We start from the raw sequence: 24,231 nt of genomic DNA, 5'->3' as shown, positions 1-24,231 counted from the left end.
GGCACCGACACCCATGTGGTGCTGGTCGACCTGCGCCCCAAAGGCGTCAAGGGCAACGCCACCGAGAAAGCCTTGGGTCGCGCGCATATCACCTGCAACAAGAACGGCGTGCCGTTTGACCCCGAAAAGCCGACCATCACGTCGGGCATCCGTCTGGGGTCACCCGCCGGCACCACCCGCGGCTTCGGCGAGGTCGAATTCCGCCAGATCGCCGACTGGATCATCGAGGTGGTCGACGGCCTGGCCGCCAATGGCGAAGACGGCAACGACGCGGTCGAAGCTAAGGTCAAGGCCGAAGTCGCAGACCTCTGCGCACGCTTCCCGATCTATCCGAACCTGTAACTGGTCCATCCTCCAACACGGAACGGCGCCATGAGGCGCCGTTTTTTTGCGTCAGATCCCTGAAAACGTTCTGGATCTCGCCCAGCGCAAATCCGGTGTTTTGGGCAAGGTCCCGGGCCCCACGGTCGCCCAAGCCATTCTGGTCAATACGCGCTTTTTCCGCCCCGACCAGCCTTTCGCGCAGCTGGTCACACCGAATCCGTGCATTCGATGTCACCGCACACAGGGGTTTGCGCCATGTTCAGACCTTGGCGCGTTGTCCAGAATCCAAGCTCAGATCAAGCCGCGCCACCACAGAAAAACCAACAGAAGTGTCGTCAGTGCCAGCATGTTGAAGGCCAGCCCCCCCAGCAGGCCAAGGAACCAACCCCATCTGCGATCCGCAAGATTGATGGACCCCAGATGTTCCTGCACCACGTCGGACGCCTTGATCAGCTTGGGGTTGTCCAGAACCAGCCTCAATTTGGGATGAGAAGCCATCGCCTCGGCCCGGGCCAGAATCAAGGCCTGCTTGTAGACGCGCCGCGGCAGTCGGCGCTTGGCCTTGCGGATTGATGCCTCGAGCGTCTTGTCGCGCAACCCGAGCTTTGCGCGCAGCAACACAACCGTTTCGGCGATCCGAGTCTGAATGTCTGGGTCCTGCGCCATTGGTGGCCTCCTGCGGAGGCAATCTAGCGGCAGCGTCTATGACCTACAATGGGGCTGGTCGTTTCCGGCGGTGACTTGTATCACGCGGTACATGCTGAACACCATCATACATGGCGAACCGACCGCCCGACCGCCCCTTGTCATTGCCCACGGCCTGTATGGGTCGGCCCGAAACTGGGGCGTGATTGCCAGACGGCTATCAGACCAGCGGCAGGTTGTGGCCGTCGATATGCGTAACCACGCCTACAGCGCGTGGGACGCTTGTCATGACTATCCACATCTGGCGCAGGATATCGCCGAGGTCATCGAACGGATCGGCGGGACGGCGGACGTACTTGGGCATTCAATGGGCGGCAAGGCCGCGATGACACTTGCGCTGCAACACGGCGCGCTGGTGAACAAACTGGTGGTCGCAGATATTGCGCCGGTGAAATACACGCACAGCCAAATTCAATTTATCGAGGCCATGCGTGCCGTGGACTTCTCGCGCATTACACGCCGCTCGGATGCCGAACAGCAATTGGCCGAGCAAGGCGTTGAAAAAGCATTGCAGAGCTTCTTCACCCAATCGCTAGACATCAAGGGAAAGCGTTGGCTGCTAAACCTGGACGTGTTGGCGGACCAGATGCCAAATATCATGGGCTTTCCCGAGTTGGACGCCCAGTGGCAAGGCCCCGCGCTGTTCCTGTCGGGGGCCGAGTCAGATTACGTCTTGCCGGAACATCGGGCCAAAATCCGCGCACTGTTCCCCGGCGCGCGATTTGCCAAGATCCCCGGCGCCGGGCACTGGCTGCACGCCGAAAAACCGCGCGAGTTCGAAGCTGCCGTCAGGACCTTCCTGAACGCCTGATCAAGCGCCTTGATACAACCGCCTGGCCACCATCCAGGATGCCGGAGCTGCGATTACGGCCCCCGCGGCCGCGGCGCCCACAATTGCGCTGACGGACACCATTCCGGCCGACAGCACGGCGATTACGGCCGAACCAGACAGAGCAGTTGCAATCAGTGAATACAGCATAGCGGCAAGGCGAAACATGGCCGGGCTTTCCTTTTTATGGCTTCCGGCCAAATATTTCACGATTCGAATGTGTTGTACTTTGATTTGTGTCAGTTTCAGACGGTTCCGAAGCTAGGATTTGGCGATTTCACCGCCCCCATTCACCCAGTCCGTCAATCCACCAAGATTGTACACCCTCTGGTATCCCATATCCTTCAGGAGTTTTCCGGCCAAAGCCGCGCGCCCGCCTGATGCGCAGTACAACACGATGGGGCGATCCTTGCGCAGTTCAGGGTCATGTGATTGCAATGCATCATCTGCCCGAAACTCCAGCATGCCGCGGGGTATATGATGCGCTCCGACGGCGCGGCCCGTCTGTTCCAGCTCATTCGCATCGCGAATGTCCAACAGTAGCGCGCCCTGTTCGGTCATCGCCTTTGCCTTGGCCGCATCGATACGCTCGACCACCGCGTTGGCCGCCTCCATCATCTCTTTCACAGTCACCGGCATGTGAGTTCTCCTTTGCGTCACCGCGCAGAGGTTAACATGCGAATTTTGGAAGGTGTAGACATGGAAGGAAACGCGCGTGTTACTGCTCGCGAAACGCGCGCGACATGCTGTCTGATACCGGTTTGGCGATATAGGCCGCAAAGGTGCGCTCCTCGGTCTGGATCATGATTTCTGCGGGCATCCCCGGTGTCGGAACAAAGCCGCGCACGCGCTGCAACTCATCCGGGGTCAGTGAGACTCGTGCCAGATAGACTTCCTGCGGAACACCGGTCGAATCCTCAAGCAGCGCATCGGCCGAGATATAGAAAACCTCGCCATACAAAACAGGCGTCGTGCGTTGGTTCAACGCGATCAGGCGGACTGTGGCGGTCTGCCCCGTGACGACACTGTCAATCTCGGTACGCGGAATCTGTGCCTCGATGATCAGGGGCGCATCTGCGGGCAGGATTTCGGCTATCGGTTCCCCGGTCTCAATCACACCGCCCGGCGTGTGATAATGCAATCGCACCACCGTTCCGGTTACCGGCGCGCGCACCACGGCCCGGTCAAGAACGCTGCGCGCCTGTCGGGATTTTTCACGCACGCTTTCCAGATCGGCTTCGATCACGCCCAGTTCATCCAGTGCGGCCTCACGATAGGCGGACCGCGTACGCGCGATCTGTTCGTCATATTTCAGCAGCATCTGGTTGATTTCAGCGGCTTCCGCCTGCAACCGGGCCTGCTGACCTTCGGCTTCGGCCTGAACACGACGGATCGTGTTCAACTCCCCTTTGCGGACAAGGCCCTTTTCGAACAGTTGGCTTTTGGCCTCAAATTCCTCCTGCAATATCTCGGCACGCCGGGCCATGCTATCCAGTTGCGCCTCAAATCCGCTGGATCGGATTTTCAGCGCTTCCATATTGCGCTCCAGCAAAGCCAAGTCATTCAGCAGCGTCTTGCGCGACACATCAAAGCTGAGCTTTTGACCATCCAGAATGGCCATTACTTCAGGATCTTCTGATGCTTCGACAAGCGCCTGCGAAAACACGAGGCGGTCGCGTTCCCCGTACTCGGCCAGCAACCGCTCGGTCATGGCCTGAAGGCGCAGCTTGCGAATATGCAATTCACGCTCATTGGCCTGGGCCGAGGTCTGGTCCAGGGTCATCAACACTTGACCTGCCTGAACCGCCTGACCTTCCACAACCTTGATGTCTTCGATGATCCCGCCTTCAAGATGTTGCACAATCTTGTTGCGGCCCGTGGCCACAAAGCTGCCTTGCGCGATGACCGCTGCGGCCAGTGGGGCACTGAAGGACCAGACCCCGAAACCGCCGAAGCACACGACAAGCAAGACCACCCCGATCACTATCAACCTGTTGATCGAGCGCGGAACCTCGGCATACCAGACTTCTGGTTCATTGGCTGAGTTGTTCACAGGTACGAGGTCATTCATGGTCAGCCCCCCTGCTGGCCTTCAATTCCAGTCTGCTTGCGCGGCCCGTTGATCTGCTGAAGAACCTGATCACGCTGACCGAACAGGGCCACACGCCCATCCGTCAGCAGCATGATCTTGTCGACAACATTCAACAACGTTGGCTTCTGCGTAATGACGACAACGGTGATCTTGCTTTGACGTGCCTGTTCGATTGCACATGCCAGCGCCTTGTCGCCCGCGACGTCGAGATTTGAATTCGGTTCATCCAGCACAACCATTCTGGGGTTGCCGAAGAACGCCCGTGCCAGTGCGATACGCTGCTTCTGACCACCGGACAAAGGCGAACCATCAGCGGCCACCACGGTTTCATATCCCTGCGGCAACGTTGCAATCATGTTATGAACATCGGCCAGAACGGCGGCATCGTGGATCTGTTCGTCAGTGGCATCCGCCCGCATCCGGCCGATATTGTCCTTGATCGTGCCCGGGAACAGCTGAACATCCTGCGGCAGGTAGCCGATGCTTTCGCCAAACTGGCGCGGGTCCCAGTTTCGGATGTCCATCAGGTCAAGCCTGACGCTGCCCGATGTGGGCAGAATGGATCCCACCAGAGTTTTCCCAAGCGTGGTTTTCCCGGCACCGGAATTGCCGATGATGGCCAAAGTTTCGCCGGGAACCAGCGAGAACGTGATGCCGTTCAGAATCACGCGTTTGGTTCCGCCCGGTACATAGAGCAGACGTTCGACATCCAGCCGACCTTCGGGGCGGGGCAGACGCAGTTTTTCGTATTGCAGGGCCGAGGTCGACAGAAGCGCCTTGATCCGGCCGTAAGCTCCGCGCGTCAGCAGATAGCTGTTCCATCCTTCAATCGAACCTTCAATCGGCGCAAAGGCACGCCCAGCAATGATCGAGGCCGCAATCACCATACCGCCTGTGATCTCTCCTTGCAGCGCCAGAAACGCGCCCCAACCCAGAATTCCGATCTGCGTCAAAAGGCGAACGGCGCGCGAGATTGCAGCGAAGATCACGTTGCGGTCCTGTGCCCGCACCTGCCAGGTCAGCGATTGGGCGGTATCCCGCCCCCAGATCCGCACGGCCTCGGGTATCATTGCCAGAGCATTAATGATCTGACTGTTGCGAGACATCGAATCCAGATGCAGGTTCGCCATGGACTGCGCCTTGTTGGCCTCGGCAAACGGCTTGGCAGTCGTTTTCTGGTTGATCAGTGCAATCGTCATAAGAATCAACGCAGTAACCACCACGATCATGCCCAGTTGCGGATGCACAAGGAAGATCATCAGAATGAACAGCGGTGCAAACGGCACGTCCAGAAATGAAAGCAGCGTGCCCGAGACCAGAAAACCACGAAGCTGTTGCAGATCGCCCAGTGTCTGATACTCGCGCCCGTTTCCGTGCAGCGACGCATGCGCCGCCGCGCTCAGAACCGGTGCGCCCAGCCGGGCCGCCACTTCAACCCCTGTCCGCATGAGCATGAACCGCCGCACCGCATCAAAAGCAGACTGGAAGATCACCGCCCCTGCCACGATGGCCGTCAGCATGATCAGCGTATCCAGCGACCGGCTGGTCAGAACACGGTCACTGATCTGGAACAGATAGATCGGAATCGCCAGGATCAGGATGTTCGTGGCGCAGGTCAGGACCAGAACAAACGCAAGATTGCGCCGGATCGCCCGCATCGAAACGCGCAACGTGCGCTGGAAATCTTCGGGCGGGGTGCGTTTGTGGAAGGTTTGGGGTGGCCCGTTCCCATCACCGCCGCCGGAATTCGTTTGCAACAGTGGCTGGTTTGCCTTGGCCTCGATCGTGGTGCCTATGCCGTTCTCACCGGATGCGCGTGCAGAGGGGGTCTTGCGCGCAGTCGAGTCCCCGGCGGATGCCGGATCCGGGCCGTCGGCATCGGCCACCCCATTGCCGCCACCCGCCGGGTCTTCATCTTGCGCGGGTTGCGGCTGCGCACGCTGATGGGGAGGATCAGCGCGCCGTTGTTCGCGTGAGTGTTTTTGGTCTTTGGATTGCTGTGGCGCTTCGCTTTCAACCGTCGAATCTGGATCTGACTCAGACACGCGCATCTCCTGCGTCAGGTGCAACCGGGCTTTGACCCGTTGTGTCGCTGGATCTGCCCCACCGTCTGCGCGCTGGCGCTTCGGGCCCAAACCGCCCTGCCTGTCCAGTGGACTGGATAAGAGTGGACGGCGCGACGAAAAAACAATCGACATATACTAACCTTCTGGTCACTCGATAAAAACTTGGGGGGTCAGGCCAGCATGGATTGCAGGCCGTCATCTGGTGTCGTTGTGTCAGTGGATTGTGCGTCCAGTGCCAGGGCCGCATCCGGTTGCGGCACAGACATGTCCGCCATGATTGCGGCGATCGCCTCGTTGGTCATATCTGTGATTTCCTGGTTGTCCGGCACGTCAATCAGGCTGGCCTGATGAAGCAGCAGGTCAGAATAAGATCCGTCAGCGGCCATAACCGTCGAATCCACACCCATTTTGGTCAGATTGACGGAGTTCAAAAGGGCGTTGCTGCCTGCGACGACATCGGTATCGGCGGCACTGGGACCGGACAGGTCAATTTGATCCTGATCCAGCATCATGGTGACCTGTTCAACGATGTTCACCTGCAACAAGTCTCCGTCGATCTTGAGCACGCGCAACTGCTCCATCCCTGCGAACAAGGGATCGTTGAGCAGCGCATTCTCCAACGCATCCACATCCGTTTGATCAAGCGCCATGGCGTCGGACAGGTTCTGCTGCAAATCCTGATGTGTATCTGCGCCTACGGTTTTGACCGACGCGTCATTCATGATCACGTTTTCATCATCTCCGGCCATTGCGCCGGGCATACCGCCGCTGATGATATCGTCATCCATCAGGGCGTTGGTCTGGTACAACATGTCCACGGAAATCATATTCCCGTCGATCATGATCAGGTCGTAAAAACTGCCCAGCTGCACGATGTCGGTGACATTGAACATTTCGTTGTCGCCCAGCGCGTACAAGGTCGATGCGGCCGAAATCTCGGTCTGTATGTTGTCGATATCCGTGGCGTCGATAACTTGCTTGACGAAGTTGGCCACAACCAGATCACCGTGGACCCAATCCACAACGATAAAGTCAGGCTGTCCGGTTGTTCCGGCGCCATTGTCCAGCCAGGGGGCATCTCGGCCTTCGACTTCGATCTTCGAGGACTGAATCACATTGGTGCCGCTGCCCGTTCCCGGTGCCCCCACATCCCAATCTGACACAAGCGCAACCTGGCTGATGGCGGTCAGGCTGATCGCCTGCCCTCCGACGGCGATATAGGGGGCATCAACCCAACCTACAGATGCCGAGACAGCATTGATCGCAAGGTTCCCTCCGGTCACGACCAGGTGTCCGTCGTCAAAGTCAGGATCTTTCGACTGATCCCACTCGGCCGGAAGCATGGCCTCTGCCTCATTCTCTCCGGCTTCATCCGGCTGATGGAACGCAGGCAGGATGTCTGTCCATATCGGAGCTTCTTCAACGTACTTACCGTTTACGATCACCCCCAACGCATCATTGCCATGAAACTGATGTACCGTGACCCCGTCGATATTCGCGTTTGCCGGGGCCAACATCTGTTCGGCCAGCGCCTCGAGCATTTCGGTCGACTTGTAATCCGCGAGCGAAAGCGAAGGGGCTGCCATGGCATGAAGCGACAGCGCCATGTCCATCATCTCTTCGCCCTGGGCGATCAGCGCCTCGGTATCGCGAAAGTCCCCTTCCCCCACCGTGTCGTTGTCGCGCATGACCACCTTTTGCACGGTGAACGTCATTGCCGAACCCAATGGCACCGTATCCGGTCGCAGAATAATCAGTTCAGGTGAAGAAGACGGGCCGGATACGCTGTCTGGAACAAATCGCGTGGATTCCGCGCTGTCACCATTGAGGATGATGACCGACTCATGCACCGGCCCGACAGGAGCCTTCGGCAACGGAAGTTCTGGTTGAGAGGGAAGAAAATTGAATGGCAGGGCTTTGTATTCGCCCGCCGGGACATCCAGATCAGCTTTGATGTTGATCGAGGTAGGCTCGTCAAGCCCGTCTATTTCGGCTTTACGCCTCAGGGCGCTGAATTCCTCGTACTGATCCCTCAGGCGGGCTTGTTCTATCGTAAGCTCAAAAGTTCCAACAAAATGCGCTATCGTTTCCGTAATACCGTCAAGTGCCATGTCGGTTATCCTTTTTGCCCGCGGCGGCTCGTAATTTCCGCTTTGGGTTCAGTTGGGCCGGGGCCGCGTTTTGCGGCCCCGGCATTTTCGAAAGGTAGCAAGGCCCGAAAATGCGAGCCCCGCCTTTTGACTTAAACGTCCGTGTCGTCGCTGGCGTGGGACATGTTCATCGAACCACCCACCATGGTCGTATCGACCGTGTTGCCCAGGACGTTGGCGCCCATGATGATCGACTGGTTGAACGCAGACGTATCAACAACAGCTGCCGCCGATGCATAGGACTCACCGGTCACGATGCCATCGCCACCATTGTTCGCGCCCCAGGCACCACCATTGCCGCCGGCACCACCGTCACCTGAATAGGCGCCGCCACCGTTACCACCGGTGATCATGCCACCCATGGTATCGCCTGACGTTGCAGTGCCCATCGAAGCTCCGCTGGTTCCACCGTTCGCGGCGGATGCGCCACCGGCACCACCGTTGCCCGAGTCAGCCGCACCAGCTGCGTCGCCCGACCCAGTCGATGTGGCATCATTGTCGGAACTGCCTTCGCCGCCGTATCCGGCAATTGCTTCGGCCAAGCTGTCAGCCGCACCGTTTGTGTCGGCGTCTCCGAAGATGTCGGCAGCTCCGCCGTTGCCTGCGGTATTGGCCGCGTCGGCAGACCCGGCTCCGTTGCCGGTAGACGATGATGTTGGCGTTGTGCTACCGCCCGCACCGCCGTCGCCGTCGGCAGCCGATGTTCCGGTACCGGCCGCATCCGCTGCGCCATCTGCTGCGTTCGACCCGCCGTCACCGCCGCTTCCGTCGGTGTCTTGCGAGTTGCTGGCCGCGCCGTTCACGTCGCCCGGGCTCTGGTCGATATCCGGCCCGCTTGCCGACTGATCGCCAACACCCTGAGCATCGGAATCCGCGTCAGCGGTCCCACCGGAGCCGTCGCCGCCCGAGCCGTCGCCACCTGAACCGTCGCCGGCCGTGCCGTCGCCACCGGTGCCGTCACCGCCGGTTCCGTCGCCGCCTTCGCCTGCTTCGGCGTCAATCATGCCCAGCTCTTCCTGCAGAGCCATGATTGCAGCTTCGACCATCGCGCCGAATCCACCTTCGCCGTCGCCGCCAGTGCCGTCGCCACCGGTGCCGTCACCACCAGTGCCGTCACCGCCGGATCCGTCACCACCGGTTCCGGTTCCGCCAGAGCCGTCAGCCGAGCTGTCTGCGCCGCTGTCAGCAGAGCCGTCCGCAGTGTTGTCACCCGCAGTGGCATCATTTGCATCAGTGTTGCTGTCGCTTGTGTTCGAAGCCGAACCATCTGCCGCAGCATTACCATCGCCACCGTCCGCGCCGGACGCGTCCGCAGCGTTGTCCGCCGTTCCGGTCCCGGTTCCGGTCGAGTCGGAATCGCTGTCGCCGCCGTTTGCGTTACCGGCTGCGTTCGAACCGGACAGACCCAAGCCCAGACCCAGACCAAACGAATCCGCGCTGCCGCCGGCTCCGCCGGTTCCGCTGCCATCGGCACTTGTGCTGCCATCATTGTCGGACGAGGCTGAGCCATCTGCGGCACCGCCATCTCCACCGGCACTGTCACCGTCGGATCCTGCGCCCGCCATACCAACACCATTGCTGGCATTGCTTGCGTCACCGGTCGATCCGCCCCGACCAGCGCTGGAATCGGCATCCGCACTGCCGGTATCGCCACCGTCAGCCCACGCGTGGCTGCCCAAGGTTGATGAATCGGCCGCGCCACCGTAGCTGGTTCCACCGTCGCCCGATTTTCCACCGCCGGCATCCGAGCTGATACCTTCAGCCGCAGTTGCCGTGCCACCATTGGCATCGCCGTTCTGGGTGAAGTCGGCGTTGTTGGATACGGTCGGTGAATCAAGCGTGTCGTCGTCGCTCAGGCTGGCGACCTGGCTGTTCACGGATGACATTGCCGTTCCGGCGCCGTCCATCGAGATATCCAGATTCATGTCATCGCCTGGATCATAGGTCAGATCGCGACCAGCAGTGATCACGTCACCCACTGTCGCCGAATCGCCGAGGTCCAGATCAACCTGATCATCGTCGCGCGGAATCCACTCACCGCCACCGAAATCGATATTGATTGAGTTGCTGTTGGAGTTGTCGTTGGTGTTGTCGCCGGCATTAAGCGTCTGGTCTTGATCCTGACCCTGGTCCTGATCCTGACCTTGGTCCTGATCCTGACCCTGGTCTTGATCCTGGCCTTGGTCCTGACCCTGATCCTGACCCTGTTCGTTGGCGTTCTCTACATTCTGGTCCTGCTGCTGTTGCTGCGCAGTCACATCAGCTTCGACAAGAGCCTCATCAACCTGAATTTCAACATCCACCGGAGCATCCAGGTTTTCGACAACGATTTCGTCAACGGTCGTTACGTTTGTATTATTAACATTGCGTCTCATAACAAATTCCCATTTCTGGAACGCCTGACCGCCATTCATCTACAAAGCGGCAACGGGCGTGATTGAAACTAAAATACCCGCACAGCGTTCAAGCACGCTGAATGCGGTTCACGGTAGTTTTTCTGAGGCCACCTCCTTTCCCGGCTAAGCCGAATACGCGGCCGTTCACAATCGATGCTGAAATGCGCAAGGAACGGGCGCGGCAGGGACAGACGCTTTCACAATTAAAGCCTGACCATGTTCGCAGCGACGCACGCTTGCGACTAGCTAACTGAAAGTTCTGATGAGGATAAACTATTGTTTTTTATGTTTATTTTGAGAATATTGCGGAACTTTCGCCGGGCTGGAACAAAAAGTTCTAAATTAAGAAAGCAATAAAAAATAATGCAATTGTTTCCGCTGGTTACACAATGCCACACCGAAAAACCTAAACAATAGTTCTATATCTAAGGCACTTGAACTATACCGTCTGGTTGTAGAAAATCACGTTTTCAGCTACAATAAACCTCACGTAATTCTTTGATTAGTTAACTACTTTTACACCGGTAATTCCATTTCGATAAAGCCATTTCCGATTAACCCCGTTTTGTGAGGGAATATAATGAGTGAGTCTTTGAACAATGAATCTGGCAATCAGAGTTTTTATTCAGAAGATTTTTCAATTGTCTTCCTCGGGAAAGAACTATTCTATTCAAATCAAACCCTAAGAAGCGTTCAAACCGAGTTTGGTGTCCGCGCTTTTCGCTTCGAAACACTCGAGGCTATGCGTGCAAGTGTTCCGGACAGCGGCAAGATCGTCGTCGTGGATCAGATGTTGATCGAAGACCTGTTGGCGCGCCCAAATGCATACACCAAAAGTGCAGGTTCCGGCTGTCTTGCCTTCGCCTATCGCAAAGAGGAATCGGCCCGGCACCTGTTCGAAGGCTGGAACCGCGCGCAGTTTGGAGATGTTGGCTTTCTACCGATGAACGTGGCACCGGACGCGTGGCGCGCCATCCTCAGACTGCTGATGCACGAGGAACTTTATCTTCCCAGCTTTCTGGCTGACTGTGTTTCAACCCCCTGTCAGCGCGCGCCCGAGAGACCACGGCAACGGGAGACAATTACATCCAACGGCGCGGATCGGCACGCACAGTACTCCAAGCTGACACGCCGCGAAAAACAGGTTTTGCAACTGGTCTCAGAAGGCAAAAGCAACAAATTGATTGCGGCCAAGCTGGGCATCACGGAACACACGGTCAAGCTGCACATGCATAACGTTGTCGGAAAGATTGGCGTCAGCAACCGGACGGCGGCTGCTCATTTCTATTTCGAGGTTGCGCCTCATGAGGCGCAGCAGACCGCCCTTGACTGATCCCTTTGAAGCCCGGTTCGACCGCCTGATCCTTTTGGTCGGCAGGCTGAACTACATGTGGACAAACACCGAGAGCCTGCTGATCCATCTGATCGCTGGCCTGACTGGAACGTCCAAGGACGTGGCCGTAATCATCTTTCTGACTTTGAACACCACCCGCGCGCGAATAGATCTGGTTGAAAGACTTGCAAAAATGGAAGGGCGCCCTGCCCAGCTCCGAGATCCGATCCTTGAACATACGCAAAGGCTGGCCAAGCTTTCTGGCATCCGCAACAAGTACAACCATTGCATCTATTCCTTCGACCCTGAAAGCGGAAACCCGAAAACGATCCTTATGCGGATCGCTGACCGAAAAACCGACATAAAACTCGGCCGCGAAGATACCGTGGACGACAATGCTCTGCTCCAGATCGAAGCAGTCGTTGATCAGCTGTCAGCCGCGAACAGGGACATTTGGAAACTGATCCGACAATTGGGGTTTCCGGTTTAAGCATAGTTGCACAGCAGAGTATTATGGGGGGCTTTGCAGCTCCCGTGCGTTCTGCCACGCACACATAAGTCACGGCATTTTTCTTATTCTTTTTGGTACGGGCGGTGAGCACGATGCGGCTTGTACAACATGCTGCATATAGACCCTAAGAACTTAATATTATTATTAAATTAGTCCGTCACCTGCAGGACACTGCAACAGAATTTGGGAAAGCACCGCGCTGAAAATGTGGGGCAGTTAAAGCAAGAGACGAAAACCGACTATCAGCAGCGCAGGTAATAAATGCCGCGCTTTGTATCGTTGTTCAATACAGTGGCGGGCTCTTTCTCAAGAAGTCGCAGAACGGCAGTCGCTGGTTCTATCGGTTCTAAGACAACGGCAAGCGCCAGGATGGGGGATTGGATCTTTCCCTGACATGTCCCTGTTTGATGCGCGCACAGAACGAAAAAATGGTCCTCTAAAACGGAACGCGACGACGATCCGATTGCGGAACTTGAGCTCCGGCGTCTTGATGCAGAAAACAACCCGAACGACCCGACATTTGAGGACATGGCGCTCATCGCGTTTGATCGGTTCAAGAAACGGCTGCGCGGCGACGGTGCGCGCGGTCGCTGGTTCGGGGACTTGATTCGATGAGATAGACGGCGACTTGTGAACGGTCTCGAAAGAACCCATAAAAAGCTAATGGAAAAAGTACACGGTTTCTGAAACCCGCTGTGGACTGAGGCCGTGAACCTGATTGAGATATGCTGCGAATTGCGGTCAAAGCGGCCGATACGTCAGTTTGTTGGGATGTGTGATAACAGTCCAATCCAGACATGAGTTCAGAGTTCTGTGGTTGCGGAGGAGTTTTCCAAAGCCGCCGCTCACACGTGGCACTGCATGTATATGGTCGGCATGTTTGCCACGCGGTGTCAGCCGACATACGAGTAAGCGTTAACAGGAAAACGCATCTAAGGGTGACGCCTTAGAATCAAGGCCGGCTTACGACAAAGTTTGGGACTATCCCTGCCTTTATGATCGCTGCTTTAACATCATGCCCTGCGAAGAAACCGTATCCCGAGATGAGGGCGGAAGCTATGCCTGCTTCTCGTGCGCCCAGTATGTCGGTGTGCAGGCTGTCGCCCACCATCAGAACCCGAGACTTGTCGATGTGCCCGAGACATTGGAAAGCAAGATCATAGATATTGGCAAAAGGCTTTCCAAAGAACTGAGGGGCGACGCCTGTCCGGTCTGCCAACCGGTGCGCGTAAAGACCGGGTTCCTTGGAAAAACCGTACTCGCGCGGAGCGACAATGTCAGGGTTGCCGACCAATACCGGGCGGGGACGCTCTTGCAAAGTGGCCTCCAACATGGCTTGTCGTGCTTCAGTCCAAACCGCTGACCCGATCAACAAGAACCCGTCGACGGTTTCGTAGGGCTTCGGGTCATCCTCCAGATAGGACAGTTTCAGCCCCTCCAGATCGCGAAGGCCGGCACTGGGAGCCGCCATCAACCCCCACTGCAAATCACTTTGGCCGTTCAGTTCAGACAACAACGTGGCCCGGCTGGTGATCACGTCTTGTGGTGCGAAATCGTAACCAAGCCTATTGTACTTCTCCATAAGAGTTGCGTGGGGAAACCCGGCGGCATTCGACACGATCAGAACACGTTTGCCAGCGGCTGTCAGCGACCTGACCCGTTCTGGCGTATCCGGGATTGCCGTATCGCCAATATTGAGAACCCCGAAAGCATCGAGGAGGAACACGTCAAACTCATGAGCTATGTCCTCCAGCGTGTCCGCCTGGCGATAGTTCAATTCAGTAGATCTGGTTTGCGGCAGGCGATGTCGTACAGCCTCGTAGGCGTCAAAAGCATCTTGCACAGAGAAACCGGTCAAATGATGGCTCCTCGTACCTTCGCCGAAACCCATTCGCTGATCATAACCGCGACGAGAATGACAATCAGGATCAGGCTGACTTGTGGCCAAGCCAGAACGTTGAGCGAAGCCGACAATTGCAACCCGATACCTCCGGCTCCAACTAGCCCGAGCACCGTGGATTCGCGGATGTTGATATCCCAACGGAAAACAGCAATGCCTGCAAACGCGGGCAGGATTTGCGGTACGATCCCATAGGCCATTACCTGCCAGCGTGAAGCACCGGTTGCCGTTATTGCTTCGACCTGCGTGTGATCAATCTCCTCAATCGCTTCGTAAAGAAGCTTTGCGCAAAACCCGATTGAACGAATGGCGATTGCTATGACACCGGCGAACACTCCGGGACCAATAATCGCGATCAGAAGAAGCGCCCAGATCAACGAGTTGATAGAGCGAGTCGAGACAATGACCAACAGGGCAATCGGCCGTATGAACAAAGCCGACGGCGTGGTGTTGCGGGCCGCCAAAAAGGCAACGGGCACTGCCATGCATAGGGCGATGATTGTTCCCAGGGTGGCAATGTTCAGAGTGTCCCAAATCGGGCGGCCCAGTTGGGTGATGTACTCCCATTTGGGAGGCGTTGCCCGGGTCCAGATATCATTGGCGATGCGGGGCGCGTCCCAGACGAAAAACCAAGTGGTCGATTCCGAAATCAGCTGCCAGCAGTAAACAAAGATCGCCACGCCCAACAGCCAGCCGAACCAACGAACCAAGCTCTGACCTGTTGTCCGGCGACGCCAGATTTGCGCATCGTCGCGTTCAAGTATCGGCATTACTGAACCCTCGCTCGAATAATCCCCGAAAGGTATTCCAGAGCCATCACGATGCCGATGATCAGAATGAGAATGGCCGCCGCGGTGTCGTATTCATAGCGGTCGAATGCGGTGTTCAAAGTCGCACCAATTCCGCCAGCCCCCACGAGCCCGAGGATCGCGCTTTCCCGGAAGTTGATGTCGATCCGATACATGGAAAGGCCCACAAGTCGCGGCATCACTTGCGGCTGAACTCCATAGTTGATCCATTGTGGCCAACGCGCTCCAGAGGCCTTGATCGCCTCGGCCTGAACCTTGTCCATGGCTTCGATATCTTCGGCCAGAAGTTTCGAAAGAAACCCTATGGTGGCGAAGGAAAGCGTCAGAAATCCGGCCAACGGGCCAAAGCCGAAGATCGCCACAAGCAATATGGCAACGATGATCTCTTGCAATGCCCGGCTTATCGCAACAATGCCTCGGCAAATCATATAGACTGGCAATGGCGCGATGTTGCGTGCAGCCCCCAGCCCAATCGGGATCGATATCAGGATACCCACGACCGACGCGGCCACGGTCATCACGATACTCTCCAGAAGGCCGCTCCAAATATCTGACCACCGTGAAATGAAGTCTGGGCTGGTGAATGCAAGCACAAACGCCCAGCCGCGATCCAGCCCTTCATAGACACGACCCCAATCGACTTCGATGGTCATAAAGGCTGCGATCAGGTAGGCGAAAAATCCAAGGAGCAATGCCCAGCGGAGCACTGGGTTCTTGACAAAGGCAGGTTTACGCCAGCCTTTTCCCAGCATGTCGTCCAGTTCTCGATGGCTCATTCTGCGGCCTCGACATCTTCATCTTCGTCCACTTTTTCGATGGTTGCTTCCCAGTCCTCTTCCCCATAGATCTCGGTCAGCTTCTCAGGGGTAAGGCCGGTGGGAAGCCCATCATACACAATTTCGCCAAATCGGAGCCCCACGACGCGCGGAACAAACATCTGAGCGAGCGCCACATCATGGATATTGATAATGGCTGCCAATCCGCGTTCCTGACATAACTCGGTGATTAGCCGCATTATCTGACGGCTGGTTTTGGGGTCCAGCGACGCAGTTGGCTCATCAACCAGCAACAGTTTCGGGTTTTGAATCAAGGCGCGGCAGATGCCCACCCTTTGGCGTTGACCACCCGACAGTTCATCCGCCCGTTTATCCGCCATGTGCAACAGCCCCACCCGATCGAGCAAGCGGAAGGCTTCGTCCACATCCGATTGCGGATACCGTCTTAGGAAGCTGCGCCAGAATCCCACGTATCCCAGCCTGCCGGACAATACGTTTTCCATCACAGTGAGGCGTTCGACCAAAGCATATTCCTGAAAGATCATACCCATTTCGCGGCGTGCTTTCCGCAACGCTCCCGAGCCGAGTTTGGTCACGTCAACGTCATCCAGAAGGACACCGCCGCTTGTCGGTTCAACCAACCGGTTGACACAGCGGATCATGGTCGATTTGCCCGCGCCCGAAGGCCCGATCAATGCAAGAACCTGTCCTTTTGGAACGTCAAGATCAATCGCCTTCAGCGCCTGATCTCCGGTCTTGTATGTTTTCGTCAGCTTTTGAAGACGCAGCATGAAATGCCCCAGATTAGGGTGAACAGCGGGCCCTTTCAGGCCCGCCGGATTAGTGAAAGGTTATTGGCAGGCGTAGGAAACGCCATTTGCTGCGTCAATTTTACGAATGACGTCCCAGAACTCCTGATAGGTCATCTCGAGGAATTGGCCTTCGTTTGATTTTGAGAACTCAGCTTCAAGTGTCGTCCCCTCCCAATCGAAATTGAAGAAGGCATTGCGGATCTTTTCCTGCAGCTCGGGCGTCAGGTTGTAGACGGTCCCAAACCCTGTGGTCGGGAAGGTCTGCGACTTGTAGATCGTAACGACATCATCTTCCTTGATCACATCGCGCGAGATCATCCGGGATTTTACCGAATTCGCGATCGAAGCCGCCAGGTAATCCTTGTTGGCTACACCCAGGATCGAGTTGTCGTGCTTGCCCGAGTAGACAGGTTCGAAATCGCGTTCGGGCAGAAGATCAAAATCGCTTTTCAGGATCGCCGAGGGCGCTTTGAATCCCGAGTTGGATGTAGGCGATGTGAAAGCCAGTTGCTTCCCCTTGATGTCTTCGACCTTTTCGATGCCCGAACCCGGATAGGTGATGATCTCCATCTCGTAACCAAAATTTCCGTCCTTCGAAGCCATGATCGTGAACGGACGGAACCCGGCGCAGTTTACCGCAAGTGGGTTGGAACCGGTGTTGAAGCCTGCAATGTGCAAACGCCCCGAACGCATCGCCTCGATCTGGGCCGCGTTGTTTTGAACAGGGAAAAAGACGACGTCCTTGCCAGTTTCCGCTTTCAAATGGTCAAGAAAATCTGACCACGCGGTTTTGTATACGGCGGGATCTTCAACCGGCGTATAGGCAAAAATCAAAGTGTCAGGATCTATCTGCTCGGAAGGATCTGTGGGGATATCCGCGATCAAATCCCCGTCGGCATCACAAAAACGCTCGTCCAAGTCACCGCGTGGACAATCCTGCGCCGACGCCGTTCCACTTATCGACATGAGCGCGATTGCAGATGCCCCAAGCAATAGTTTGATATCGATCTTCATGTTTTCCTCCCAGTCAAGTGCGGTGCTTTTTATCCGCCGTTAATCAGTCATTTCATATCTACCCGGCGACGAGAACGTCGACCCGGGCGCTTTCAATGGCGTTACGCAATTCTCCTGTTGGTTTTTTGTCGGTGACTATTGAATCCAGGTCGTCAAGGTCCCCTACTTGAGACAGGCCTTTCCGGCCGAACTTCCCGGAATCAACAAGAAGGTGCCGTTTCTGGGCGCGCGACAGCATTGCCCTCTTTATTGCCGCAAAGCCGCGCACTGTTTCTGAAGGTCCATCGGTCGAAAACCCCGAGGAACCAATCATGCACCTGTCGACGTTGAAACGGGACAGAAACTCCAGCGTCTCGGTTCCGATCGTTGCAGACTCAGTTGCCAAGTATTCCCCCGGGCATAACAGCACTTGTGCAGCCCCATGGCCAAGGGTCATGGCTACGGGAATGGAATTGGTGATTACGGTGCAAGATGTGCCAATATAAGCCAGTGCACGTGCCATTTCGATTGTGGTCGAGCCGGAATCGATCATGACCGTTTCACCGCTCTGGATCAGTTCTGCCGCTGTCGCACCTATCCGTTCGCGCTCCTCAACCTGTGCGTTTGTTCGTTCATCCAGACCCGGATAGTGCCCTTGCGCGGCGGCCGATGCCCCCCCGTGTGCCCGCGCTATCAAGCCATCATTCGACAGAGCATCGAAGTCTCTGCGAACCGTCTCGGTGGAGACGTTGAACCGCTGCGCCAGTTCGTTGATGCGAACGTGCGGGCGCAGCTTCAGTTCCAGCAATATCTGCTGGCGCCGGTCGGATTTCTTTACCCGGCTGTGGTTCTTTTCAGACATTTTGCCGCGCGTTTTAGTTTTGGACATCCGACGACCCGACTAGGTTTCGAAATCCACTTTTGTGGGCTTTCGGTCATAATGCAATATTTTTTGTTGCATAACCCTCGGAAGGTTGTGAGAATTCGAGCGAACACAAGTATTTCGAAGCGCAAAGCAAAGATGCACAGGCTGATCAAATTCAGAATACGAGCCAAGGCAAAGCGTTGACCGGCCAACTTGCCAACAAGACAGCTTCCTTTTGGTTCTTGATCGTGTGGCATTGAGAGGCGGCATGAGCGACAGCGAAACGGCAGATCAGATTGCGGCGCTTCCGATGCGCTGGGACAAGACTGGCAAGTTGCGCGTTCTTATGGTCACTTCGCGGGACACCGGCCGGTGGGTTATCCCGAAGGGCTGGCTAATGGACGGCAAAAAACCATGGCAAGCTGCTGAAATCGAAGCGCAAGAAGAAGCTGGCGCCGTCGGCACCATATCGAAACGGCCAATCGGTCATTTTTTCTATGATAAACGATACGAGGGGCAAAGCAGCGTTCGCTGCCGCGTCACCCTTTATCCGATGGTCGTCGAAAAACTGAAGCGACGCTGGAAGGAAAAAGGTGAACGTACGCGTCACTGGTTTTCACCGGCAAAGGCCGCAAAGTTGGTTCAAGAAAGCGACCTGTCAGATTTACTGAACAATCTGACAGACAATCCAGAAGTCAAAATTGTCATAAAGAAACTTCGACAGGCTGCATGAGGAAGGGCATGAAAGAACCGGGAAACCCGGACGCATCAAGCTCAAAGGGAGGAAGAAAATGAGGAAATTGATATCCACCACGGTTGGATCGGTGATCGCCCTGGCTGCGTCACTGTCGGCGGCACAGGCCGACAAGCTGACACTTTATTGTTCGGCGCAAGAAGACTGGTGCCAACTGATGGCGCGCAGCTTTGAAGATGCGACAGGCATCGACGTCAACATGACCCGGAAGTCGTCAGGGGAAACCTTTGCACAAATACGCGCCGAAAGCTCGAATCCGAAAGGAGACGTTTGGTGGGGCGGTACGGGTGATCCGCATTTGCAGGCCGCCGAAGAGGGCTTGACGATGGAATACACTTCGCCGATGCGCGACCAGCTTCATGATTGGGCGATATCCCAGGCAGAAAGCGCGGGCAACAAGACGATCGGCATCTATTCAGGCGCACTTGGCTACGGCTACAATTCCGATCTTATCGCTGCAAACAACCTGCCCGAACCGGCCTGTTGGAAAGACCTGCTGAAGCCCGAATACAAGGGCCACGTTCAGATGGCGAATCCGAACTCATCAGGTACGGCCTATACCACGCTGGCGTCGATGGTTCAGATCTTTGGCGAGGATGAAGGCTTTGAGTTCATGAAAGGTCTGCATTCGAACATCAACCAATATACCAAGTCTGGGTCTGCGCCGATCAAGGCCGCCGGTCGTGGTGAGAACACCATTGGTATCGTCTTCATGCATGACGCCGTGAAGCAGGCCGTTTCAGGATTCCCGATTAAGGTCGTCGCGCCATGCGAGGGCACGGGATACGAAATCGGCTCGATGTCGATTATTGAAGGGGCGCGCAACGAAGAAGAGGCGAAAAAGTTCTATGACTGGGCGCTGTCTCCAGAAGCTCAGAATCTTGCTCTTCAGGTCAACGCGTTTCAGGTACCGTCGAACAAGAACGCAAAAACTTCGGAGAGCGCGCCAGACATGAATCAGATCAAGCTGATTGATTATGACTTCAAAAAGTATGGGTCCTCGGACGAACGGAAGCGTCTGTTGCAGAAATGGGACGAAGAGGTTTCGACTCTGCCGCAGTAAATGACTGACCAGACTTCAAAAACGACCCATCCCGTCCTGATCTTCTGGATCACGGCCGGGTGGGTCGGATTCTGCCTGTTACCTTGGTACATGGTCGACGGCGGCCTTTGGTCGTTCGAGTGGCTTTTGGACGGCTATCCATTCGATGAGGATTACGCCCCCGCTGCGTTTCTGATTGGGCAAGGTGAAAGACTTTGGCTCGCTCCGCTTTTGATCGCACTCGCCCTGCCGCTTCTGGTGTTGAAGCGCACCAAATCTGATCCAGTTTACGCCCGCATACTGATCCTGTCAGGGGCGCTTGGCTTTGGCTGGCTGATCGCTCAGGGGTTCAGCATTGGCATCAGAGGTTTCAACTTCAATTGGCTGGAGGCGATGTTTGGCGAACTTGGCGACCGTCAGTTTGGCATGGGCTATGGCGCGATGATATGCGCCTCGAGCTTTCTGTTCCTGCTTACTCAGGGGATTGCGGCAAGGGGTGCCATTAACGGTGACGTCTTTGTCGTAAGCGCCATCGGGGGCGTTATTACAATTGTCACCGCGTTTGTCTTTTTTCCCATCGCGAAGATGCTTTTCGCTGCCTTCATCACCGAAGACGGCGCGTATTCCATCGCGGTCTTCTTCTCGAAGTTTTTCGATGATCGACTGTGGGGTCTGGGGTGTTTTCAGGGCGCGCGTTGTGGCGCAGCCTGGAATTCACTGTTCCTTGCCATCCTCGTTGGCGTCATCACCACGGTTCTTGGTCTTTGCTTTGCACTTGTCGTGACGCGCTCGGGCTTTCGCTACAAGCGCGCGCTGCGGGCTCTGACCGTTCTGCCAATAATCACCCCGCCATTCGTGATCGGCCTGGCGCTGATCCTGCTTTTTGGCCTGTCCGGCTCTGTCACCCGGTTCGTTGCCGAACTGTTCGGCACGCAACCGACACGCTGGCTTTACGGAATGCCGGGCATCCTGATCGCGCAGACACTCGCGTTTACGCCAATTGCGTTTCTTGTTCTGATCGGTGTGGTTGAAGGTGTCTCTCCGTCGATGGAAGAAGCGGCGCAAACGCTCCGCGCCAGCAGATGGCAGACATTCAAGACGGTTTCCTTGCCCCTGATGCGGCCTGGTCTTGCGAACGCATTTCTTCTGGGCTTCATCGAAAGCATGGCCGATTTCGGAAATCCGCTTGTATTGGGCGGGAATTTCGACGTGCTTTCGACCGAGATATTCTTTGCCATCGTCGGCGCTCAGTACGATCAAGGCAGGGCTGCGGTTCTGGCCATGGTGCTTCTGTTCTTTACTCTTTCCGCCTTTTACGCGCAGCGTGTCTGGCTGGGGAAGAAAAGCTATACAACCGTCACTGGCAAAGGGGATGCCGGCGTTCATCCACTGATGCCCACTGGCCTTTCTGTTCCGGTGCTGCTCATCGCTCTGGGTTGGGCGCTGTTCACAATTGTTGTCTACGCGATGATCATTTACGGCAGTGTTGTCGAGCTGTGGGGCGTCGATAACTCGCTGACGATCAAACACTATATCACTGCATTCTCGGTCCGCTTCGAAGAAGAGGGTATTCGCTGGACCGGGGCAGCTTGGGACAGTTTCTGGACCACCATAACCATCGCGGCCATTGCTGCGCCATTGACTGCCGCCGTTGGCCTGGTGACCGCCTATCTGCTGACAAGACAAAGTTTTGCAGGCAAGAACGCTTTCGAATTTGGAACAATGCTGTCCTTCGCCATCCCCGGGACAGTGATCGGCGTCAGCTACATCCTGGCCTTCAACGTTCCGCCGATTGAAATCACGGGTACGGGTGTCATTCTCGTTGTCAGCTTCATCTTCCGCAATATGCCGGTCGGCGTTCGTGCGGGGATCGCGAGCATGTCGCAGCTTGACCGCAGCCTTGATGAATCCTCGCTGACCCTTGGTGCAAACTCGTGGCAGACGTTCCGAAATATCATTCTGCCGCTGTTGCGCCCTGCGATACTTGCCGCGCTTGTATACAGCTTTGTGCGCGCCATGACGGCGATCTCGGCCGTCATCTTTCTGGTCAGCGCAGAATATGACATGGCGACCAGCTACATCATCGGTCGGGTCGAGAACAACGACTATGGCCTTGCGATCGCCTATTCGACGACGCTGATCTTCGTGATGCTCGCGGCGGTCGGCTTATTGCAACTTCTAGTCGGTCGGGTCCAGATTGGCCGACGCACGCAGCACGGAACGGAGACATCGCCATGACCGACACCAAAATCGGTTCCAAGGCCGCCCCGGTACGCTTTGAGAACGTGTCGAAAGTGTTCGGCAAGGATGTCGTTGCCGTCGACAACATCAACCTGAACGTCGAGTCGGGAAAGCTCGTCACACTGCTTGGCCCGTCAGGCTGTGGGAAAACAACGACTCTGCGCATGATTGCCGGGTTGGAAATGGCAAGCTCGGGCAAGATCCTGATCGGAGATCGGGACGTGACCAAGTTGCCTGCCACCGACCGTGACGTATCCATGGTGTTCCAGTCATACGCGCTTTTCCCTCACATGAGCGTGCTGGAAAACGTGATGTATGGCCTCACATTCTCGGGCTTTGCAAAGGAAGAAGCCAGCAGCCGCGCTCTGAATGGATTGGAACTTGTTGGTCTTCAGGGGTTCGACAACCGTCTTCCCTCTGAACTGTCGGGGGGTCAACAACAGCGTGTTGCAGTCGCCCGCGCGCTGGTTCTTGAGCCGCAGGTTCTGCTGTTCGACGAGCCGTTGTCCAACCTCGATGCCAAGCTTCGCCGTCAGGTACGAGAGGATATTCGGGCAATCCAGCAAGATCTCGGTTTGACAGTTGTCTACGTGACCCACGATCAGGAGGAGGCACTGGCGGTCTCGGATGAGATTGTTGTCATGCGCAACGCAGCAATCGCCCAAATGGGCACACCCCGCCAGCTTTACGATGCCCCGAACGACCGATTTGTTGCCGATTTCATAGGCGAGGCAAACCTTTTGGAGTGCCAAATCGTCGAAATCAATGGCGACGCGGCAACGATAGAAATAGAAGGGTATCGCCACACGCTACCACGTCGCGGTTTGTCCGAAGGAGCTGCGACCATCGCCGTGCGCCCCTCACGTCTGGTCATCGGCTCAGACCAAGGCATCCCGGCCACGGTGGCCAAGGCGACCTATGTTGGCGTTCGGATGGAATATACGCTGACCGGTGAATTCGGTCAGGTTTTTGCTGTACACGATGACGTCGATATGCCGCTTGATCCCGGCACCGAAATCAAAATGGGCTTTGCTGAAAATGGCCCCGTTCTTTTGCCGGACTAAATGCCGAAACTCATTATCATCTCGCACCCCGAGGTCTCTGTCGATCCGGCCGTCCCGATAACTGAGTGGGGCTTGAATGCTGTGGGCCGCGAACGCGTTACTGAATTTGCATCCAGTGAAGTCTTGTCCAACGTGACGCAGATCTGGACCAGTGGCGAGCGGAAGGCCCGCGAAACAGGTGAGATTCTTGCTGCACCACGAGCGCTACCCGTGAATTGCAACTTGAGTCTTGGTGAGAACGACCGCAGCGCAACCGGTTACTTGCCTCGGGACGATTTTGAGGCAGCGGCCGATGCTTTCTTTGCTCAGCCGTATACGAGCTATCGCGGTTGGGAAACAGCTGTCGAGGCGCAGAAACGCATTCATCGCGCAGTAACAGAGATAATCCATACGCATCATGCCGGGGATCTTGCAATCGCGACACACGGGGCAGTAGGCACATTGCTTTGGTGCGCACTCTCGGATTGTTCGATAGACCGCAAGTATGACCAGCCCTCGCAAGGCCATTTCTGGCAGGCTGATCTAGCGACGCTCAAACCTGAATCAGGTTGGGTCTCTTTTACCTAGAC

At 56.3% G+C, this 24,231-nt stretch carries 21 protein-coding genes and 1 pseudogene; 9 read left to right on the top strand and 13 right to left on the bottom strand.

Translation table 11 applies throughout. The features are described from left to right. Nucleotides 1-342: pseudogene (gene glyA / locus GOW31_RS20820) on the top strand (serine hydroxymethyltransferase); the annotation flags it as partial. A 273-nt stretch (nt 343-615) separates the two neighbouring features. Here the strand turns inward: glyA and GOW31_RS20815 are convergent. Continuing rightward, nucleotides 616-990 (bottom strand): hypothetical protein, encoded by a 375-nt coding sequence (locus GOW31_RS20815; RefSeq protein ID WP_171172661.1) that lies wholly within the window; start codon nt 988-990, stop codon nt 616-618. 91 nt (nt 991-1,081) lie between these two features. Here GOW31_RS20815 and GOW31_RS20810 point away from each other — a divergent pair, with 91 nt between their 5' ends. Continuing rightward, nucleotides 1,082-1,840, top strand: a complete 759-nt coding sequence (locus GOW31_RS20810; RefSeq protein WP_171172660.1) for an alpha/beta fold hydrolase — start codon at nt 1,082-1,084, stop codon at nt 1,838-1,840. Here the strand turns inward: GOW31_RS20810 and GOW31_RS20805 are convergent, their stop codons facing one another. From GOW31_RS20805 to GOW31_RS20780, 6 genes are all read right to left on the bottom strand, one after another. Further along, complete coding sequence (locus GOW31_RS20805) at nt 1,841-2,026, bottom strand: hypothetical protein (protein ID WP_152457401.1); 186 nt, start codon at nt 2,024-2,026, stop codon at nt 1,841-1,843. A 93-nt stretch (nt 2,027-2,119) separates the two neighbouring features. Continuing rightward, nucleotides 2,120-2,497: a rhodanese-like domain-containing protein gene (locus GOW31_RS20800; RefSeq protein WP_171172659.1), complete on the bottom strand. Its 378-nt coding sequence runs from the start codon at nt 2,495-2,497 to the stop codon at nt 2,120-2,122. A gap of 79 nt (nt 2,498-2,576) precedes the next feature. Next, the gene (locus GOW31_RS20795; RefSeq protein WP_171172658.1) at nt 2,577-3,929 is read right to left on the bottom strand and encodes an HlyD family type I secretion periplasmic adaptor subunit; all 1,353 of its coding nucleotides are present in this window, start codon (nt 3,927-3,929) and stop codon (nt 2,577-2,579) included. 2 nt (nt 3,930-3,931) lie between these two features. After that, entirely contained in the window at nt 3,932-6,148 is a 2,217-nt protein-coding gene (locus GOW31_RS20790) for a type I secretion system permease/ATPase (RefSeq protein WP_171172657.1), read from the bottom strand. A 38-nt stretch (nt 6,149-6,186) separates the two neighbouring features. After that, complete coding sequence (locus GOW31_RS20785) at nt 6,187-8,127, bottom strand: type I secretion protein (RefSeq protein ID WP_171172656.1); 1,941 nt, start codon at nt 8,125-8,127, stop codon at nt 6,187-6,189. A 131-nt stretch (nt 8,128-8,258) separates the two neighbouring features. Continuing rightward, nucleotides 8,259-10,541 (bottom strand): hypothetical protein, encoded by a 2,283-nt coding sequence (locus tag GOW31_RS20780; protein WP_171120791.1) that lies wholly within the window; start codon nt 10,539-10,541, stop codon nt 8,259-8,261. 763 nt (nt 10,542-11,304) lie between these two features. Here GOW31_RS20780 and GOW31_RS20775 point away from each other — a divergent pair. Both GOW31_RS20775 and GOW31_RS20770 read left to right on the top strand, forming a co-directional pair. Beyond that, a complete protein-coding gene (locus GOW31_RS20775; protein ID WP_171172655.1) occupies nt 11,305-11,895 on the top strand; it encodes a response regulator transcription factor in 591 nt (196 codons plus the stop codon). After that, nucleotides 11,888-12,385: a hypothetical protein gene (locus GOW31_RS20770; protein ID WP_152457395.1), complete on the top strand. Its 498-nt coding sequence runs from the start codon at nt 11,888-11,890 to the stop codon at nt 12,383-12,385. Before GOW31_RS20775 ends, GOW31_RS20770 begins: the two co-directional genes overlap by 8 nt. Before the next feature lie 973 nt (nt 12,386-13,358). On the opposite strand, the gene GOW31_RS20765 is transcribed toward GOW31_RS20770, so the two are convergent. From GOW31_RS20765 to GOW31_RS20740, 6 genes are read right to left on the bottom strand one after another with little or no spacing between them, the layout of a single operon-like run. Then, nucleotides 13,359-14,297: an HAD family hydrolase gene (locus tag GOW31_RS20765; protein WP_171172654.1), complete on the bottom strand. Its 939-nt coding sequence runs from the start codon at nt 14,295-14,297 to the stop codon at nt 13,359-13,361. Next, nucleotides 14,261-15,076, bottom strand: coding sequence for a phosphonate ABC transporter, permease protein PhnE (gene phnE, locus GOW31_RS20760; RefSeq protein ID WP_171120783.1), 816 nt, complete (start codon nt 15,074-15,076; stop codon nt 14,261-14,263). Before phnE (GOW31_RS20760) ends, GOW31_RS20765 begins: the two co-directional genes overlap by 37 nt. Beyond that, nucleotides 15,076-15,891 (bottom strand): phosphonate ABC transporter, permease protein PhnE, encoded by an 816-nt coding sequence (gene phnE / locus GOW31_RS20755; protein WP_171120782.1) that lies wholly within the window; start codon nt 15,889-15,891, stop codon nt 15,076-15,078. Before phnE (GOW31_RS20755) ends, phnE (GOW31_RS20760) begins: the two co-directional genes overlap by 1 nt. Then, nucleotides 15,888-16,682, bottom strand: coding sequence for a phosphonate ABC transporter ATP-binding protein (phnC, locus tag GOW31_RS20750; protein ID WP_171172653.1), 795 nt, complete (start codon nt 16,680-16,682; stop codon nt 15,888-15,890). The genes phnE (GOW31_RS20755) and phnC overlap by 4 nt, the downstream gene beginning before the upstream one ends. Nucleotides 16,683-16,742: 60 nt before the next feature. Further along, a complete protein-coding gene (gene phnD, locus GOW31_RS20745; protein ID WP_171172652.1) occupies nt 16,743-17,717 on the bottom strand; it encodes a phosphate/phosphite/phosphonate ABC transporter substrate-binding protein in 975 nt (324 codons plus the stop codon). A gap of 58 nt (nt 17,718-17,775) precedes the next feature. Next, the gene (locus GOW31_RS20740) at nt 17,776-18,558 is read right to left on the bottom strand and encodes a DeoR/GlpR family DNA-binding transcription regulator (protein ID WP_254441781.1); all 783 of its coding nucleotides are present in this window, start codon (nt 18,556-18,558) and stop codon (nt 17,776-17,778) included. Nucleotides 18,559-18,829: 271 nt separating this feature from the next. Between GOW31_RS20740 and GOW31_RS20735 the strand changes: the two genes are divergently transcribed. From GOW31_RS20735 to GOW31_RS20715, 5 genes are read left to right on the top strand one after another with little or no spacing between them, the layout of a single operon-like run. Beyond that, a complete protein-coding gene (locus GOW31_RS20735) occupies nt 18,830-19,294 on the top strand; it encodes an NUDIX hydrolase (protein ID WP_171120775.1) in 465 nt (154 codons plus the stop codon). 58 nt (nt 19,295-19,352) lie between these two features. After that, entirely contained in the window at nt 19,353-20,378 is a 1,026-nt protein-coding gene (locus GOW31_RS20730; RefSeq protein WP_171172650.1) for an ABC transporter substrate-binding protein, read from the top strand. After that, nucleotides 20,379-22,595 (top strand): iron ABC transporter permease, encoded by a 2,217-nt coding sequence (locus GOW31_RS20725; RefSeq protein WP_171172649.1) that lies wholly within the window; start codon nt 20,379-20,381, stop codon nt 22,593-22,595. It begins immediately after the preceding gene. Beyond that, complete coding sequence (locus tag GOW31_RS20720) at nt 22,592-23,662, top strand: ABC transporter ATP-binding protein (RefSeq protein ID WP_171172648.1); 1,071 nt, start codon at nt 22,592-22,594, stop codon at nt 23,660-23,662. Before GOW31_RS20725 ends, GOW31_RS20720 begins: the two co-directional genes overlap by 4 nt. After that, entirely contained in the window at nt 23,663-24,229 is a 567-nt protein-coding gene (locus GOW31_RS20715) for a histidine phosphatase family protein (RefSeq protein WP_171172647.1), read from the top strand. It abuts the gene before it with no gap. The last annotated feature ends 2 nt before the right edge of the window (nt 24,230-24,231 follow it).

Origin of the sequence: Ruegeria sp. HKCCA0370, assembly GCF_013033705.1 — a bacterium.
Taxonomy (GTDB): domain Bacteria; phylum Pseudomonadota; class Alphaproteobacteria; order Rhodobacterales; family Rhodobacteraceae; genus Ruegeria.
The sequence above is the reverse complement of the archived record's forward strand: the minus strand, read 5'-3'. Positions and strand labels throughout refer to the sequence as shown.